This window comes from Corynebacterium callunae DSM 20147 (assembly GCF_000344785.1).
GTDB lineage: Bacteria > Actinomycetota > Actinomycetes > Mycobacteriales > Mycobacteriaceae > Corynebacterium > Corynebacterium callunae.
Window position 1 is genome coordinate 1,293,590 of sequence record NC_020506.1, and the last position, 17,381, is coordinate 1,310,970.

Below are 17,381 nucleotides of genomic sequence, written 5' to 3' on the forward strand. Positions count from 1 at the left end.
ACTTTCAGTGGTGCGTGACTCTTACGAGGTTCTCCTTACGGGATCTTAGGAGAAAGTAAAATTAGCACCTGGACCATTGATAATTATGTGTAACGTTGGTGTCGTGGCGCTGGTCTTAACATGACATTAATTGCAGTTATAGCGGGAGCAGGCATTTGCAGACCGCGAATTGGCCGGTGAATTTGTGCTAATTCGCCCGGAATTCACGGCCACGCGCATGTTTGATCCTCTAGGACGCACCGACCATGCTGGCCGCATAATTCCACATGACTTTGTCCTTCGGGGGCAGTTCGCGGAAGGCGTCACCACATTGGAGGATGTTCAGGACATTATTTGGCCATTGGTCGAAAAACGATATGAGGCTATCTGGGATCGCTCTGTCTAACGCCGATAAACCTCCACTCCACCAGCAATAAACTTCCGGGATTTCTCAGCCATCCCCTCCCGCGCCCCAACAGAGGCATCTTCCTGCACCCCACCAGAGGCGCCCTCCAAAGGATCGCCAGAAGAAGCCCCAACCGAAGGCATCCCCAATTCCGCGATTTGATCGCCAAACATATCGCGGATGTCTTGGCTAATTCGCATGGAGCAGAACTTCGGGCCACACATTGAACAAAAGTGTGCGGTCTTGGCAGGCTCCGCCGGCAGGGTTTCGTCGTGGTAGGCGATTGCAGTGTCGGGGTCGAGGGAGAGTGCAAATTGATCATTCCAACGGAATTCAAAACGCGCTTTGCTCATGGCGTCGTCCCAGGCACGCGCGCCGGGATGACCCTTGGCCACATCTGCTGCGTGGGCAGCGAGCTTGTAGGTGATTACGCCGGTTTTGACGTCGTCACGGTTGGGCAGGCCAAGGTGTTCTTTTGGGGTGACATAACACAGCATGGCGGTGCCACCCATGGCGATGTGAGCCGCACCAATGGCAGAAGTGATGTGGTCATAACCTGGAGCGATGTCGGTAACTAGGGGTCCAAGGGTGTAGAAAGGCGCGTCCGCTGCCCACTTTTGTTCCAGCTCGTTGTTTTCCTGGATCATGTTTAGTGGCACGTGTCCAGGTCCTTCGACCATTACTTGCACATCGTATTCCCAGGCGCGTTGGGTGAGTTCACCAATGGTTTTCAGCTCGGCGAATTGCGCGGCGTCGTTGGCATCGGCAAGCGATCCGGGGCGTAGGCCATCACCGAGGGAGAAGGCGACGTCATATTGTGCAAAAATTTCGCACAGCTCGTCGAAATGCTCGTAGAGGAATGATTCGCGGTGGTGCGCCAGACACCAACCGGCCATGATGGATCCGCCGCGTGAGACAATGCCGGTGACGCGACGGGTGGTCAGTGGGATATAAGCCAGCAGGACGCCGGCGTGGATGGTCATATAGTCCACGCCTTGTTCGCACTGCTCAATGACTGTATCGCGGAATACTTCCCAGTTAAGGTCTGCGGCCACGCCATCTACTTTTTCCAGCGCTTGGTAGATCGGGACGGTGCCGATAGGAACGGGGGAGTTGCGGATAATCCATTCGCGCGTGGTGTGAATATCATCGCCGGTGGATAGATCCATCACGGTATCGGCACCCCAGCGCGTGGCCCACTGCAGCTTGGACACCTCTTCCTCGATTGAAGAAGTGACCGCAGAATTGCCAATATTGGCGTTGATTTTGGTCAAAAATTTGCGACCAATAATCATCGGTTCAGATTCGGGGTGGTTGACGTTGTTGGGAATAATCGCCCGACCGCGTGCAACCTCCGAGCGCACAAACTCCGCATCAACGTGTTCGCGCAGCGCCACAAACTCCATTTCACGAGTAATCACGCCAGCGCGCGCATAGGCCATTTGGGTGACTCTTTTGCCAGGTAGCGCCTTCAAAGGAGCTGGTTTTTGGCCTTTCCATTCTGCCGAAGCTTGACCTCGACGCATTGCCGAGCGACCGTCGTCGATAAGCAAACGCTCGCGCCCCTGATAGGCGGCAACGTCGCCGCGGGCGGTGATCCATGACTCGCGCAGACGCGGAAGTCCCTGCTTGGGGTCGGTTTCTGGGCCACGGGTGCGGTAGATGCGGAAGGGTTCGTTGGGGCCGCTTGGCGAGTCATCAAGGCGGATTTCAGTCTCCGGGACCTCGAGACCGGCCTTGCGGATGGGGGAGTAGCTGTGTTTCGGGTGGATCTCATTTTGGGTAGGCGGCATTGCACCATTCCTCTCTTCCTTCGCCGGTGCTAACCGGACAGGTTCAAACGGTGCTCGCGCAGCAATCAGCGCGATCTCAGCCCGTGCTCGGGCGCCCGTGGGGACTGCCGTCAAAACTAGCGCGTTGCACGCGTGCGCGTAAAAGTTACCCCCTTGCGGGGGTTAAGAGAGGGCGCTTTTCGACGGGGTGATGGTGAGGTACGCCTACGTAGTGGTTCTAACTCGGCCGTTGCCTGCGAATCTCAGACACCCGTGAGTGGTCTTGAATCCTTTCTCAATCCAAGAGGCGACATTAAAAACTGCTGAATCAAACATATTGAGGTTCCTATTTTCGACGTTTAAATGTGACTTGCTGAGCGGTGATTATTTTCCCAGGAGAATCGTTTGTTTTAGTTCTTCTTTTGGCGGTTGTTAGAGCTTTTTTGAACTGTTGAGCAAATCTAAAATAGCTATCATCTTCAAACCAGAAGGGGCCACGAGCAGATCGTAATTGGGCGTCAACCCTGTTTCTTAAAAGCACTTCTACATGTTGTATATCTTCTAAATATGCTTTAGATAACTGGGTATTCCAGATGTAAAAACTTTCGGGATTTTCAGAATTTCGGTATGTATTCATTCTAGGGATGGAGAACCACTGTTCGAGCTCTGCGATAGATGTAGGGGAGTTGCCAGTCACGTCGCCAAGGTCTTACGCTTAGGATTCCTAAGCCCCGGAGTGATCCCTACCATTTTGGTACATCACCGGGGCTCTTGTTTTTTCTTCAAGCGCTCGTATCTGATGCCCTGAATAGAGTGGCTAGGGTATCGGTGAATCCATCGACACAAAAGGATTGGGACATTATAAATTCGGCTTGCATCTAGACCAAGCTGTCTGTTAATGTCGATTTCACGATCAAGAAGATCAGCCGCAAGCCCTTCGGCAGGCTGACTGGCAACCGCGCATCGCGCACGGTGCCCCCGAAGGAAGATCGGCTCTGTACTCAAAAGAATGCAGAGAAGAGCGATTTTTTGAAGGAGATTCCCATGGGGAATATTTCTGCTAAGCCTCCATTGCCCAATAGCTGCGGACATCATTTACCAGGACACGAACCCTTCTACCTACAAGTAAAGGTTTTGCGCGAAAGGGCGACATGGGAGCCAGTTACTAACCTGCGTATGGATGGCCAGTTCGTCGAGTTTGATGCTGGTGGGGAACATATTCGCGGTTGGAATCATGATCCGGCTCGGATGGAATGGTTTGTAAAAAATGGTGGTCTGGCTGAATGGAGTGGATCTAGTCCAACCAGACGCCTCATGCGTTTTGAGTCCAAAAATGGGCATTACATGGTCAGTATTGGTCCGAAGTACGACCGCAATGGTTGTTATGGCAATATTTCCCTGGGGATAGTGCCAACAAGCCCGGGCCTGGATTTTCACGAAGGATTTAAACAGGCTTTAGAGGCTTTCAAGTATGTTGAGCGGGAATATGGCACTGAACAGGATTAGGTAGAAATGACCGCGCGGTTTGATCAGGCGCTTCCCGCGCGGGAAAACTATTTTTCAGGGGCACGAAGCGCGCTTTTCGACGAAGCCCCTTGCCATTGTGGGAAATAAGAATGCCCACCAACACTCGTCGAAAAGCCCTCTTTTAAACCCCTTAACCCCAAAAAACGGCTAACCCAAAAGGGTTAGCCGTTTGTTAGAAGCAGAGGTTAAAACCTACTTTTTAACAGCAGGAGTTGGCTCGAGCTTCCAGATCTCGGTGGCGTAGTCGCGGATTGTGCGGTCGGAGGAGAAGCGGCCGGATTCGCAAATGTTGATCCAGGCCATGCGCGCCCAACCCAGCGGATCGGAGGCGTAGTCGGCGGCCATGCGGTCGCGGGTTTCGCGGTAGTCTGCGAAATCGCCAAGCACGTAGTAGGTGTCGCTGGCGTCTTTTCCATAACCGTGGATCAAGGAATGCTTGAGGTCATAGAACAAGCCACTGTTGTTGTCGTTGAGGGTGCCGTTATCCAGGGCGTCCAATGCGCGCTTGAGGCCAGGGACGGTCTCATAGAGCTCATATGGCTTGTAGCTTTCGCGCAGGGCTGGCAATTCTTCCACGCGAGCACCGAAGATATAGGCGTTTTCCTCGCCCACAGAATCCACGATCTCCACGTTGGCGCCGTCCATGGTCCCCAGGGTAAGGGCGCCGTTCATCATAAACTTCATGTTGGAGGTACCGCTGGCTTCCTTGCCGGCCGTGGAAATCTGCTCGGAGACATCAGAAGCAGGCAAGATGTGCTCAGCAGGGGAGACGTTGTAGTTCTCTACAAAAACCACCTTGAGCAGCGGGGAAACCTCAGGATCGTTGTTTACCAAGTCAGCAATAGAGTTGATGAGCTTGATAATCGCCTTGGCGCGAACATAACCCGGCGCGGCCTTTGCACCAAAGATGACAGTGCGTGCTGGGATGTCGGTGAGGCCATCTTCCTTAATGCGGAAGTAAAGGTCCAGAACGTAGAGGGCGTTCATGAGCTGGCGCTTGTACTCGTGGAGGCGCTTGATCTGCACGTCAAAGATGGATTCTGGATCAATCTCAATGCCCTGGCGCTCGAGGATCCACTCGGCGAAGTCCTGCTTATTTGCAGCCTTGATGGCGCGGAGTTCCTCAAGCACGGATTTATCGTCGGCATAGGAGCGCAGCTTCTTCAGCTCATCCAGATCGGTTACCCAATCATCGGAACCGGAAAGCCGAGTGAGCAGGTCAGACAGGCCTGGGTTGATCATGCGCAGCCAGCGGCGTGGGGTAACACCGTTGGTCTTGTTGTTGAACTTCTCTGGCCACAGGGCATACCAATCAGCCAAGGTTTCAGCCTTGATGATCTCGGTGTGCAGCGCTGCCACGCCATTGATGGAATATGCCGCGTAACAGGCAATCCATGCCATATGAACAGTGCCGTGCTGGATTGGAGCCATGCGGTTGATGGTCTCTTCATCCAGTCCATCGGCTGCGCGCTCCAAACGGAAGCGACGATCGATCTCTGCGATGATTTCCCACACGCGCCAGAACAGCTGCTGGAAGATCTGCTCATCCCACTGCTCAAGAGCTTCGGTGAGCACGGTGTGGTTGGTGTACGCGAAGGTCTTGGATACGATTGCCCAGGATTCTTCCCAGCCCATGTCATGCTCGTCCATGAGCAGACGCATAAGCTCAGGGATAGCCAACACTGGGTGAGTGTCATTGAGCTGCACGGAGTGGAACTCGGCAAAGTTGCTGAGGTCCTTGTGGTGCGCCAGGTGGTCCTGAATCATGGCCTGCAGGGAAGCAGAGGTGAAGAAGTACTGCTGACGAACGCGCAGCTTCTTTCCCTCGTAGGTGGTGTCATTGGGGTAGAGCACGCGGCAGATATCGGAAACGCGCTCGCGTTCGATGATGGCGTCCGTAAAGCGCTGTGAGTTGAAGGCATCGTAATCGAATTCTTCCCACGGCTCCGCCTTCCACAGGCGCAGAGTTCCCACGTTGTGAGTGCCATAGCCGGTGATCGGCATGTCATAAGGAATAGCGCGGGTCTTCATATCGTCAAAGCACACAACCAACTGGTCGGATGCACGACGAATAGTAAAAGGATATTCCTCTTCGCGCCATGGGTCTGGCTTTTCTACCTGGAAGCCCTCGTTAAAGGACTGACGGAAAAGACCGAAGCGGTAGAGCAGACCATAACCAGTAACGGGGTAGTCCTGGGTAACAGCAGAATCCAGGAAGCAAGCGGCGAGGCGGCCCAAGCCACCATTGCCCAGTGCTGCGTCATTTTCAATTTCCAGGATGTCGGTGAGCTCATGGCCCAGCTCACGGGTAGCAGCTGCAGCCTCATCAACCAGACCTAAGTTGGTCAGGTTGTTCAGCAGTGCACGGCCCATGAGGAATTCAGCGGAGAAATAATGTTGCTGGCGAGCAGCACCATAAGCTTCGCGGGTGCGCTCCCAATCATCGGCAATGCGCTCCTGGACTGCACGGGAAAGACCAGTCCAGAACTTGCGATCAGTAGCGAGGTCGGCAGGGGTGCCAGCAGCGGCACGAACATGGCTGCCGACGAGTGCGGCGGGGAGTGGCTGTTTTTCAGGGCTCATAGCAGATGAGTCTAAAGGCAAATGCCGGAAAATGTAGCCCAATCGGGCATAATTGGGACTATTAAATTCGATAATTGCTTCCGATTGCTAAAAACACTGCGCTTTTCGACGAAAAACTCTTGCCTGCGGCGGTGGGTTTGAGTCGAAAAGCAAAAAACGGCCAACCCCCGGAAGGATTGGCCATATCTGGCATGCTTAGCCGAAAAGCTTGGAAAGGAAGCCCTTGGAAGGCTCTGCCTCGTGGCCCTGGCAACGCTGGGAGCTCGGAACGTTTTTCATAACCTGATCAACGTGCTGGCCGCAGCCTGCCCAGGTGGTCTTTCCGCACTTCTTACAAGTAACTGCACGACACATAATGTGGCCTCTCTTAAAAGGGGTGATTGTTTAGTTGATACAGCGCCGGATCTAAAACTAGACGGCAGTCTGCAAGTTTTTTTTAGGGTTGGCAGCTGATTTTTCCCACGCGGCGTAGCTGCCCTCGAGCTCGATAACGGTGAACCCGGCGCGTCGCAAAGCATTGGCTACCACGGTATTTCGCGCTCCTGATTGGCAGAAGGTTACCAAAGTGCCACCCGCAGGCAGCTCATTTAGGCGCCACATGGCCGAACCTCCAGAAAGCTGCTGCGCGCCGGGAATGCTGCCAGCGGCAAATTCGGACTTTGCACGGAAATCAATCAGTGCGTCATAGTTGGTCTCAGCTAGCTCAGCGGGGGAGATGAGTTCTGGCACAAAGGTAGGCAAACCATCGATACTGTTGGTGAAATAACGCACGGTGTCGATGCCAACACGCAGCAAAGCGTCGCGGAAATCCGCAGCGGCATTGGCGTCCGGAGCCAAAACAATAAGGTCCTGAGCATACTTTTGAGGATCAATAACCCACGCCGCAAAATTGGACGCCTTGGCACCGCGCGGAATATTCAATGCCCCAACAACGGTTCCGAGATGGACTTGGTTTTGCTCGCGGGTGTCCACAAATACTGCTTCAGAACCAAGCTTTTCGACGACTTCCGCGGCTTCTAGCTTCACAAGCGGGGATAATGTACCAAGTACTGCAGGTCCCTGCTTGTTCTGCTTTTTCATGCGAGCAAAGTAAGCGTGGGCATCTGGCTGGTCGTCGAGAAGCTCTTCCACAAAGCCAGCTTCATCATCACTGCGCAGATATGGAGCCCACCATGCATTGGCTTTTTCATATCCCAGGGTGGTGCTAGGGATCGCGCCCAATGCCTTGCCACAAGGGCTGCCAGCACCATGACCTGGATAAACCTGAATGTGGTCGGGGAGTGTAAGGAACTGCTCTTTTAGGCTATGGAAGAGTTGCTGTGCTCCGGCGAAGCGGGTGTCCACGCCGCCAGTTGCCTCATCAAGTAAATCTGGACGTCCCACGTCACCTACGAAGACGAAGTCACCGCTGAGCATAAAACCGGGATCCTTTGAGACCGCGCCATCAGTAATCAAAAATGACAGGTGCTCTGGAGTGTGTCCGGGAGTGTGCTTGGCTGTGATGGTGATATTTCCCAGCTTGATGGTGGAATTGTGCATCAAGGTGGTGCCTGCAAAGCCATATTGCCAATCTGCTCCGCCTTCGCCAGAGAGGAAGATCTCGGCGCCGGTGGCAGCTGCAAGTTCGCGAGTACCGGAGAGGTAATCGGCATGGATATGGGTTTCGGTTACGGCGCTGATGACCATGTTGTTTTTTGCTGCAAGGTCCAGATAGGTCTGGATATCTCGGCGAGCATCAACAACAATCGCTTTGCCTTCGCGTTGGCAGCCAATGAAATAGCTGGCTTGGGCGAGGCCTTCTTCGTAGATGCGTTCAAAAAGCATGTGACACCTTAGATCAAAGTTGAGGATATACCCTTGGGGGTATACGTAGAGCCTAAAACATCGAGCTTTAATCTGTCAAGATACCCTGGGGGTATATTTTGAAGTTTTAAAAAAGATCCGGGAAATTCTGAAATCCCATATAGATCGAAATGAAGATCAAGAAGCCAGCAAAACCTAGTTGCAGTGATGATGCTTTGACCTTTTTGGCTAGTTTTACGCCACTAAAAGCGCCCAATACGGTGGTGATGATAATTGGCGAGATCACTGACCAGTCAATACTTGCCAAATCGGAATATCTAAATCCCATGGCAATAGCGCTGTTAATGGCGATCACCACTAGGGAAGTGGCGCTAGCCTGCCGCATGGAAAAACCGAGCGCAAAAATCAAGGCTGGCACAATGGCAAAACCGCCACCCACACCAAAAAATCCCGTCAAAAATCCCACGCCGGTGGCACTAAGGGCAATGGCAAAGATGCTTGGCCTTCTGGTTGTGTATTCTCGGGTGCTTCTTAATTTAGAAATCATGGTCAACGCCACCACGAGGGTGAGGATGGCAAAGCCGCTCAGGAGTAGGGAATCGGGGATATTGCTAGCAAGGTGACTGCCTACAAATGAGCCGACCAACCCTAGCAGGCTAAAGCTTAGACCCTCTTTAAGGCGGACGTGCCCGGCAGCGTATTGGCTGATCAGTCCAATGAGGGCGCCAAGTCCGACGATGATTAATGAAGCTGCAGTAGCTTGTGTGGCGCTAAAAGAAAATCCATAAATAAGCAGCGGAATGGCAAGGATGGCACCGCCACCACCGAGCATGCCAAGAAGTAGGCCTATTATTAGGCCGCCAAGCAGGGTTAAAATCACCTGACTAACGATACCCTGGGGGGTATTATAAAACCAAGCTCACGTTCCTAGTAAAAATAAACGCTGGCGTTAGTGTTGCTACGGCATGCGCTTACTTTCGCACTCTCATTAGTGCAGCTCATCTGATATTCCTGGCCAGTGACGGGGCTGGTGACATTAATGTCCATCGGTAAAAAGTCGCGGATATCTTCAGTGGTGGCATTTACTCCGGTTATTAATTTTTGATGCACCGCGCCGACAAACTCGCAGCTGGTATCCGACCCTGCGAGCCAGGTAGTGGTGCCGTATCCATCGCCATAAATGCATACTGTGGCTCGCGAAACTTCCAGGTCTACAGAATCGCCCAGCTGTGCATCTGGGGGAACTGGGTTCGGGGCGGATGTAGTGACCGTTGTGGTGAGCATGGTCGTGGCGGTTGTGGTGATTGTTATTGGTGGCTGAATGGGATCGGATTCCTGGCTGCATCCACTTAAAGTTGCAAGCATAGAAACTGTGAGGATTAAGGCTCTAGACTGGAATTTCAACATCTATTCCTCCTGCGTTTTGCATGGGATATATTAAAAATTCTAGCCGAAAGTTTCCTGCGTGAATACACTTTCCCCGCGCCTTCGCAAAGCTATGAATACTGCCGCGTGGGCACACCGCCACCACGTGCGCAAAGGCGGTGGAATTCCCTATGTCAGCCATCTTTATTCAGTGATGTACTTGCTGGCCAGTGTTACTAATGATGAAGATGTGCTCATCGCCGGGCTGCTCCACGACACCCTCGAAGACGTACCCGAGGAATACAATTCTGCCCAACTTGAAGCTGATTTTGGCCCCCGGGTGCGCGGGTTGGTGGAAGAGCTCACCAAACAGCCTTTAAAAAGCTGGAAAGCGCGTGCCGACGCTTACCTCCTGCACCTCAGCGCAGGTGCCAGCTTAGAGGCTGTCTTAATCTCCACCGCAGATAAACTGCATAATCTCATGTCCATCTTGGATGACCTTGAAATACACGGTGAAGATTTATGGCAACGCTTTAACGCTGGCAAAAAGCAGCAAATCTGGTGGTATAGCGAGGTTTATCAGATATCTCTCCAGCGCTTAGGGTTCAATGAGTTGAATGAACAACTGGGGTGGTGCGTCGAAAAGCTCTTAAAGCAAAGCGCCTAGGCGCTCGGCGGCGTCGATAAGCTCGGTGCCCCACATGGCGGCGGGGTGGGGCTTGAGGCGCTCGGCCACGCCGGAGATCGACAGTGCTGCGATCATGGATCCGTTGGAATCAAAAACAGGGGAGGAGAGGCTAGCAAGGCCGAGCTCGCGCTCGCCCACGGACTCCGCTAAGCCGGTGGCGCGCACCTGGTCAAGCTCCTCGCGGGAAAAGACGCTGACAGAGGGGATGGGGAGGTAGGCGGCAAAAACGCGCGCTGCCGACCCTGCATTTAAAGGCATGCGAGTGCCCACGGGAACCACGTTTTTTAGCCCGGAGCTGGGCTCTTGGCTGGCTACGCACGTGCGGGTGGTGCCGGTGAGGCGATAAAGCTGAACGGATTCGCCGGTGCGCTCCATGAGGTCGGCCATAATTGGTACGGCCGTATCGATGAGGGTGTCAGCGCCGCGTGCACCCAATGAGGCAAGCCGTGCGCCGATGGTCCATCTATTATCGCGGGAGCGTGCCAACATGCCGTGTACCTCAAGCGCTGAGGCGAGGCGGTGGGCTGTAGCCCTGGGCAGATCGGTGGCAGCTGCGAGCTCTGCCAAGGATCGAGGCTGTTCTGCGATGACATTGAGGATTAATACAGTGCGGTCTAAAACCTTAATACCGCTCTCGGTGGAGTCCTCGATAATTTCTTGCTGTCCCATACCTTGAATTTAGCATTTCACCCAATGAGACGTGGTGAAGGGATTCACTGTGTGTGGGGGTATAAAAAGATTTTGGGCGGGAGGTGACATTTATGCCTCTTAATAGCTATACTGTCCCATGAAACGATATTTTAATCTCATATAGTGAGATTTACAGATTTTTAAAGGACGGTGAGTTCCATGACCAGCCCCGTGGACAGCAGCACCTCAGCGCAAAAGCTGACCCTGGCAGAAAAGGTTTGGCGCGACCACGTTGTGTCAAAGGGAGAAAACGGTGAACCCGACCTCCTTTATATTGACCTGCAACTGCTGCATGAGGTGACCTCCCCACAGGCCTTTGATGGTCTGCGCATGGCTGGCCGTAAACTGCGCCACCCCGAGCTGCACCTGGCCACCGAGGACCACAATGTTCCTACTGAGGGCATCAAGACCGGTTCCTTGCTGGAAATTAATGATCAAATCTCCCGCCTGCAGGTATCCACCCTGCGCGATAACTGCGAGGAATTTGGCGTGCGTTTGCACCCCATGGGCGATGTTCGCCAGGGCATTGTGCACACCGTTGGACCACAGCTGGGCGCTACCCAGCCAGGTATGACTATCGTTTGTGGTGACTCCCACACCTCTACCCACGGCGCTTTTGGTGCTATGGCCTTTGGTATTGGTACCTCTGAGGTAGAGCACGTCATGGCTACCCAAACCCTGCCACTTAAGCCTTTTAAGACCATGGCCATTGAGGTTTCCGGCGAACTGCAGCCAGGTGTGTCCTCTAAGGATTTGATTTTGGCCACTATTGCCAAGATTGGTACCGGTGGTGGCCAAGGTTATGTGCTGGAATACCGTGGCGAAGCAATCCGCAAGCTGTCTATGGATGCGCGTATGACCATCTGCAATATGTCCATCGAAGCAGGCGCCCGCGCCGGCATGATCGCACCCGATGAGACCACCTTTGAATACGTCAAGGGCCGCGAAATGGCTCCAAGTGGTGCTGATTGGGATGAGGCTGTTGCTTATTGGAAGACTCTGCCTACTGACGAAGGCGCAACCTTTGACAAGGTTGTGGAAATCGACGGCTCTGCACTGACTCCATTTATTACCTGGGGTACCAACCCGGGCCAAGGTCTGCCACTGAGCGAAACCGTGCCAAACCCTGAAGACTTCACCAATGACAATGACAAGGCAGCAGCCGAAAAGGCACTGCAGTACATGGATTTGGTACCAGGCACTCCACTGCGTGATATCAAGATCAACACCGTATTCCTGGGCTCATGCACCAACGCCCGCATTGAGGATCTGCAAATTGCTGCGGATATCCTTAAAGGCCACAAGATTGCCGATAACCTGCGCATGATGGTTGTTCCTTCCTCTACTTGGATCAAGCAGGAGGCAGAAGCACTTGGTTTGGACAAGATCTTCATCGAAGCAGGTGCAGAATGGCGCACCGCAGGCTGCTCCATGTGCCTGGGCATGAACCCAGACCAGCTCAAGCCAGGTGAGCGCTCTGCTTCCACCTCCAACCGCAACTTTGAAGGCCGTCAGGGCCCAGGAGGCCGCACCCACCTGGTATCCCCAGCTGTTGCTGCTGCCACCGCTATTCGCGGCACCCTGTCCTCACCTGCAGATCTTTAAGATAAAAGGAACCAAAACCATGGAGAAATTTCAAAAGCACACCGGCGTTGGCGTTCCGCTGCAGCGCTCCAATGTGGATACTGACCAAATCATCCCTGCGGTTTACCTCAAGCGCGTAACCCGCACCGGCTTTGAAGATGGCCTGTTTTCCAACTGGCGCAAAAATGACCCAAACTTTGTGCTCAACACCGACACCTACAAAAATGGCTCCGTGCTAATTGCCGGACCGGACTTTGGTACCGGATCTTCCCGCGAGCACGCTGTCTGGGCACTAATGGACTATGGCTTCCGCGCTGTATTCTCTTCCCGTTTTGCCGATATCTTCCGCGGTAACTCCGGCAAGGCTGGTTTGCTCACCGGCATCATGGAGCAGTCCGATATTGAGCTTTTGTGGAAGCTGATGGAACAGCAGCCTGGTCTGGAACTTACCGTTGACCTGGAAAACCAGCAGGTCACTGCAGGTGATGTCATTGTCAGCTTCGAAGTTGACCCATACATCCGCTGGCGCCTGATGGAAGGCCTCGACGATGTCGGACTGACCTTGCGCAAGCTTGACGCTATTGAAGAATATGAAGCAAAGCGTCCTGCCTTCAAGCCAAAGACCAATATCTAATTGGCCTAGCTAGTACAAAAGCCCGTGTTTACGTCCCTTCGAAAGGGGAGGTAACCACGGGCTTCTTGCTGTTTTAAGTGTATTTACTTAACTGGCAGTGGGCTTGCCAAATAATCAGCACCGGTGAGCTGACCATCGTGGAAGCTTAAGACCCACACACTGGCCTTCTTCGCCTTAATCTGATCATTGATAGGCAAGGTGCCATTGGAGACAACCCAGGAAATCATCTGCGGGATGATCTCGCCCTGGCCCACAATTACCGGCACTCCACCTTGGGCAACAACATCTTCAAAACGCTTCTTGCAGGCTTCGGGATCTTGGGACCAAGCATCATCACCAAAAAGTCTGTTGACCGAGACATCAAGACCAAGTTCATCGGCCAATGGCAGGGCAGTGGTCTGGCAACGATCTGGAATGGCGGAATAGATTGCAGTTGGCTTATAAGGCAACAGCATAGGAACAAGCGTTTCTGCTTGGCGGCGACCCTTCTTATCCAAAGGACGCTTATTGTCATCGCCACCCCAGGTCTGGCGGGCATGTGCACTTGCATGACGGACGTACAGTACACGAGTGTTGGTAGGAGTACGGAAACGCTTTGCAGCCTTGGCCAATACCTCTGTATCTACCTGGTAGCTCAAAAGCTCGCAGGCTTCATCGATGCCCAGCCAGCGGATTTCATCAACTTCCTCATTGGGAGTGAATTCGCCACCAAGTACTTGAGCAGTCCAATAATAAACAACCTTGGTGCGGTCCAAGACTGGATAGGTGACCTTGCCGATGAGTTTGCCGAGGCGAATATCATAGCCGGTTTCTTCCAGAATTTCGCGCGCAGCAGTGGTGGGAATGGACTCACCCGGATCAACTTTGCCCTTGGCCAAAGACCAATCGTCATAATGCGGGCGGTGGATGACAGCCACCTCAATATTGTCGGGATCTAGAATATCGCCACGCCACAAAACCGCTCCAGCAGCCAAGGTGGGGCGAGTGTATTCCTCGGTGGGGCGGGCAGCAATCATTTGCAGGCGACCATTGATCAGCATGGCGGAAGCCTGATCTTTATCAACCTCATGGGGCTTATTGTTTTTATTAGCCATTGGGTGTTAATTCACCTTTCGCGTTGAGGTGCACAAAACTCGTCGAACTGCCAAGTGGGCTGGGGCGAAAAACGCGCACAGAGTGAATGAGAAACATATGCCCCTATTGTTCACCAGTAGGAGCCCTAATGCATAACAAGACCCCGGCGTGTACAAGCTTTATTGAGTGTTTTAAATGCACCAGCTGAAATAAATGGGCTAACCTAGAGCAGTTCATGTTGGTAGGCGAAAGGTTGTGGTTAGTGGTTTCCGTAAGCGTGATGGGAGCAGGTTCCTGGGGAACCACCTTGGCTAAAGTTTTTGCCGACGCCGGAAATATGGTCACCCTCTGGGCCCGGCGCGAAGAATTAGCCACCGCTATCCGGGAAACCCACGAAAACTCTGATTATTTGCCCGGTATTAAGTTACCGGAGACAATTATGTCTACCTCCAACGCTGCTGAAGCATTAGATGGTGCAGATATTGTGGTGCTTGCTGTGCCTTCGCAATCCCTGCGCGCGAATTTAGCGCAGTGGAAAGATCTTATTTCTCAAGATTCCACCATCGTGTCTTTGGCCAAAGGCATTGAAAAAGGTACTCACCTGCGCATGAGTCAGGTTATTGCAGAAGTTGCCGGCGCTGATCCAGAACGCATTGCCGTACTTTCTGGCCCTAACTTGGCTTTGGAGATTGCCCAGGGGCAGCCTGCTGCCACTGTTATTGCTTGCACGGATGAAAATCGTGCCATGTTGGTACAAGCCGCTGTGGCAGCCCCATATTTCCGCCCTTATACAAACACCGATGTTATTGGTGCTGAGCTGGGTGGAGCCTGCAAAAATGTAATCGCCTTAGCATGCGGCATTGCCCATGGTTTTGGCCTTGGGGAAAACACCAATGCTTCGGTAATTACCCGTGGATTGGCGGAGATTGCACGTTTGGGCAGTGCGCTCGGTGCTGATGCCAAGACTTTCTCTGGGCTTGCGGGCATGGGCGATTTGGTGGCTACGTGTTCTTCGCCACTTTCTAGAAATCGCAGTTTTGGTGAGCGTTTGGGTAGGGGAGAGACCTTGGAGCAAGCCCGCGAAGCGACAAATGGCCAGGTAGCGGAGGGAGTTATTTCTTCTCAGTCCATTTTTGATCTGGCTGCTGGCCTGGGCGTGGATATGCCAATTACTGCCGCTGTTTATGGGGTCTGCCATAAAGAAATGAAAGTAAGTGACATGATTGTGGCACTCATGGGCAGGTCTAAGAAGGCTGAGTAACTTCAGGTTGTAAGCTTCAAAGCTGTGAGCATCTCAAATTCCGGAAAAGTCCGTGTCGCAGTTGTCTATGGTGGCCGCAGCTCTGAGCACTCGGTTTCCTGTGTCTCAGCCGGCGCAGTCATGGGACACCTTGATCCTCTAAAGTATGAGGTCATCCCAGTTGGCATCACAGTTGATGGCGCCTGGGTAGTAGGTGAAAATGATCCGGAAAATCTTAAACTCCGTGATCGTCGCATGCCTGAGGTTGAACACCGCGAGGAAATCCGACCCAGTCTTGACCCTGCACACCGTGGAGAATTCCACTTCCTTGACGGCAGCCTTTATGCCACTGCAGACGTTATCTTCCCAGTGTTGCATGGGCGCTTTGGTGAAGATGGAACTGTTCAGGGCCTTTTTGCCTTGTCTGATATCCCCGTAGTGGGGCCGGGAATCCTGGCATCTGCAGCAGGTATGGATAAGGAATTCACCAAGAAGCTAATGGCAGCTGAAGGTTTGCCAATCGGCAAGGAAGTTATTCTACGCAAACGCAGTGAACTAAGCGAAGCAGAGAAGAACCTGCTGGGCCTACCAGTATTTGTGAAGCCAGCACGCGGTGGCTCCTCCATTGGTATCTCCAAGGTCACCTCATGGGAAGATTTCCCAGCTGCAGTTGAACTAGCTCGAAACCACGATGAAAAAGTAATTGTGGAATCTGAAATCGTTGGCCGTGAAGTAGAGTGCGGTGTGCTTCAGTACCCGGATGGACGCATTATCGCATCCGTTCCAGCAATGTTGATGGGTACTGAAGACGGAGAAGGTGGCTTCTATGACTTTGATACCAAGTACTTGGACAATGTAGTTACTGCAGAGATCCCGGCACCTCTAGATCAAAAGACCACTGAGCTTATTCAGTCGCTAGCAATCGAATCTTTCCAGGCTCTGGCTTGTGAAGGTCTCGCCCGCGTGGACTTCTTTGTCACAGCATCTGGACCTGTTCTCAACGAGATCAACACCATGCCAGGATTCACCCCAATTTCCATGTACCCACAAATCTTCGCAGCCTCAGGAGTTGCTTATGAGGATTTGTTGGATGTGTTGGTGCAGCAGGCATTGCACCGCGTTAGCAATTAATTCTTAAAGAATAAAGATAATGGCCGCGGCTCCCAATCAGGAACCGTGGCCATTGGTTTATTTTGTCTCATTGGGATGATGGGTGTGTACTTGTTCGAGAAACACCGTTTGCTCTACTACATAAAACCAGATCCTGGCAGATCCTTTAAGAGAAGGCTTATGCTGCCATCGATTATGAGGTGTACCTTCGCGCAAAATTGTGCCGAGCTCCCCTTTGAGCCGATAATTGGTTGATGTAGTGGATAGCGGTGTCCTCGTTAAGAAGTCCCAGGTATCCGCCATCGAGTTGCGACTACTTGCGATGAGATCACGCCATCCTCTAGCTGCTTGAATCGTGGCAAAGCGGATCTCATACTCGACTTTCTTAGTTGGTCGGGGAACTAAATCTTTTTTCTTTCCAGCCACGGCTAGGGACGTTCCACCGGAGTCTCAACATCGAGCCACTCGAGGTCAGCGCCTGCTAGCCCGGCGGCGAGTGCAGTAGCTGTTTCTTTCCAGGATGTTAGCTCTGCGATTGCCAGGTGAGGCTGTTCAGTAGAAAAGGATGCGAGTGCTGCATCAAGAACCTCGCGGGCGCATACTTCACGGTCTGATTCTGATAATGCCAGCATCCATGGAAAAACCTTCGTCATTCGTTCAGCTATTGTGCCGCGATCATCGGTGACTACGGAAATCAATTGCGCAGCAACCTCCAGCAGACGAGTACGACCCTCTGCTTCTCGTTGTGACATTAGCACTAGGGCCTCACCATCGCGGCGGGTCACGATTACTGGATGGTCTTCGGCTTCAGCAAAGACTTCAGCGGAGTGTTTGCTGAGATCGGATGAACGCCGTGTACGGGAGTGGAAATCAGCTGTCATGGTCATGTTTCACATACTATTCGGAATGTATTCGGAAGTCCACGC

18 protein-coding genes and 2 riboswitches are annotated in these 17,381 nt (G+C 52.9%); of the genes, 7 read left to right on the forward strand and 11 right to left on the reverse strand.

The features are described 5' to 3' along the window. Window positions 1-217: 217 nt before the first annotated feature. Window positions 218-385, forward strand: coding sequence for a hypothetical protein (locus H924_RS06090; protein ID WP_245533908.1), 168 nt, complete (start codon window positions 218-220; stop codon window positions 383-385). Here H924_RS06090 and thiC read toward each other — a convergent pair. Continuing rightward, window positions 382-2,178: a phosphomethylpyrimidine synthase ThiC gene (gene thiC / locus H924_RS06095; protein ID WP_015651084.1), complete on the reverse strand. Its 1,797-nt coding sequence runs from the start codon at window positions 2,176-2,178 to the stop codon at window positions 382-384. The genes H924_RS06090 and thiC overlap by 4 nt on opposite strands. Beyond that, a riboswitch (TPP riboswitch) is annotated at window positions 2,177-2,287 on the reverse strand. Its footprint overlaps the gene before it by 2 nt. 216 nt (window positions 2,288-2,503) lie before the next feature. Then, on the reverse strand, window positions 2,504-2,854 hold the full coding sequence (locus H924_RS14125; protein WP_211208115.1) for an Abi family protein: 351 nt from the start codon (window positions 2,852-2,854) through the stop codon (window positions 2,504-2,506). Between the two features lie 214 nt (window positions 2,855-3,068). Beyond that, a riboswitch (SAM riboswitch) is annotated at window positions 3,069-3,185 on the forward strand. 16 nt (window positions 3,186-3,201) lie between these two features. Here H924_RS14125 and H924_RS06105 point away from each other — a divergent pair. Continuing rightward, window positions 3,202-3,663: a hypothetical protein gene (locus H924_RS06105; protein ID WP_029703089.1), complete on the forward strand. Its 462-nt coding sequence runs from the start codon at window positions 3,202-3,204 to the stop codon at window positions 3,661-3,663. A gap of 213 nt (window positions 3,664-3,876) precedes the next feature. Here the strand turns inward: H924_RS06105 and malP are convergent, their stop codons facing one another. The 5 genes from malP to H924_RS06125 form a co-directional block, all read right to left on the reverse strand. Beyond that, on the reverse strand, window positions 3,877-6,267 hold the full coding sequence (gene malP / locus H924_RS06110) for a maltodextrin phosphorylase MalP (protein WP_015651087.1): 2,391 nt from the start codon (window positions 6,265-6,267) through the stop codon (window positions 3,877-3,879). A gap of 195 nt (window positions 6,268-6,462) precedes the next feature. Continuing rightward, on the reverse strand, window positions 6,463-6,621 hold the full coding sequence (locus H924_RS14130) for a hypothetical protein (RefSeq protein WP_003861489.1): 159 nt from the start codon (window positions 6,619-6,621) through the stop codon (window positions 6,463-6,465). Between the two features lie 57 nt (window positions 6,622-6,678). Continuing rightward, window positions 6,679-8,091 carry an MBL fold metallo-hydrolase gene (locus H924_RS06115; RefSeq protein WP_015651088.1) on the reverse strand — a complete coding sequence of 471 codons (1,413 nt, stop codon included), beginning with the start codon at window positions 8,089-8,091 and terminating at the stop codon, window positions 6,679-6,681. 106 nt (window positions 8,092-8,197) lie between these two features. Beyond that, window positions 8,198-8,950: a sulfite exporter TauE/SafE family protein gene (locus H924_RS06120; RefSeq protein ID WP_015651089.1), complete on the reverse strand. Its 753-nt coding sequence runs from the start codon at window positions 8,948-8,950 to the stop codon at window positions 8,198-8,200. Window positions 8,951-8,997: 47 nt separating this feature from the next. Continuing rightward, a complete protein-coding gene (locus H924_RS06125) occupies window positions 8,998-9,477 on the reverse strand; it encodes a hypothetical protein (RefSeq protein WP_015651090.1) in 480 nt (159 codons plus the stop codon). A 58-nt stretch (window positions 9,478-9,535) separates the two neighbouring features. Between H924_RS06125 and H924_RS06130 the strand changes: the two genes are divergently transcribed. Beyond that, window positions 9,536-10,102, forward strand: a complete 567-nt coding sequence (locus H924_RS06130) for an HD domain-containing protein (RefSeq protein ID WP_015651091.1) — start codon at window positions 9,536-9,538, stop codon at window positions 10,100-10,102. Here H924_RS06130 and H924_RS06135 read toward each other — a convergent pair. Then, on the reverse strand, window positions 10,085-10,792 hold the full coding sequence (locus tag H924_RS06135) for an IclR family transcriptional regulator (protein ID WP_015651092.1): 708 nt from the start codon (window positions 10,790-10,792) through the stop codon (window positions 10,085-10,087). The genes H924_RS06130 and H924_RS06135 overlap by 18 nt on opposite strands. Window positions 10,793-10,972: 180 nt before the next feature. Here H924_RS06135 and leuC point away from each other — a divergent pair, with 180 nt between their 5' ends. Both leuC and leuD read left to right on the forward strand, forming a co-directional pair. Then, a complete protein-coding gene (gene leuC, locus H924_RS06140; RefSeq protein ID WP_015651093.1) occupies window positions 10,973-12,418 on the forward strand; it encodes a 3-isopropylmalate dehydratase large subunit in 1,446 nt (481 codons plus the stop codon). A 19-nt stretch (window positions 12,419-12,437) separates the two neighbouring features. Next, on the forward strand, window positions 12,438-13,031 hold the full coding sequence (gene leuD / locus H924_RS06145; RefSeq protein ID WP_015651094.1) for a 3-isopropylmalate dehydratase small subunit: 594 nt from the start codon (window positions 12,438-12,440) through the stop codon (window positions 13,029-13,031). A gap of 83 nt (window positions 13,032-13,114) precedes the next feature. On the opposite strand, the gene H924_RS06150 is transcribed toward leuD, so the two are convergent. Next, the gene (locus H924_RS06150) at window positions 13,115-14,125 is read right to left on the reverse strand and encodes an NUDIX hydrolase (protein WP_015651095.1); all 1,011 of its coding nucleotides are present in this window, start codon (window positions 14,123-14,125) and stop codon (window positions 13,115-13,117) included. A 242-nt stretch (window positions 14,126-14,367) separates the two neighbouring features. On the opposite strand from H924_RS06150, the gene H924_RS06155 reads away from it, so the two are divergent. Continuing rightward, complete coding sequence (locus tag H924_RS06155; protein ID WP_015651096.1) at window positions 14,368-15,366, forward strand: NAD(P)H-dependent glycerol-3-phosphate dehydrogenase; 999 nt, start codon at window positions 14,368-14,370, stop codon at window positions 15,364-15,366. A 24-nt stretch (window positions 15,367-15,390) separates the two neighbouring features. Then, the gene (locus tag H924_RS06160; protein WP_015651097.1) at window positions 15,391-16,476 is read left to right on the forward strand and encodes a D-alanine--D-alanine ligase family protein; all 1,086 of its coding nucleotides are present in this window, start codon (window positions 15,391-15,393) and stop codon (window positions 16,474-16,476) included. A gap of 57 nt (window positions 16,477-16,533) precedes the next feature. Here the strand turns inward: H924_RS06160 and H924_RS13945 are convergent, their stop codons facing one another. Both H924_RS13945 and H924_RS06165 read right to left on the reverse strand, forming a co-directional pair. Beyond that, window positions 16,534-16,881 (reverse strand): hypothetical protein, encoded by a 348-nt coding sequence (locus H924_RS13945; RefSeq protein WP_035107695.1) that lies wholly within the window; start codon window positions 16,879-16,881, stop codon window positions 16,534-16,536. Between the two features lie 2 nt (window positions 16,882-16,883). Next, the gene (locus H924_RS06165; protein ID WP_015651098.1) at window positions 16,884-17,342 is read right to left on the reverse strand and encodes a type II toxin-antitoxin system Phd/YefM family antitoxin; all 459 of its coding nucleotides are present in this window, start codon (window positions 17,340-17,342) and stop codon (window positions 16,884-16,886) included. Window positions 17,343-17,381: the final 39 nt, after the last annotated feature.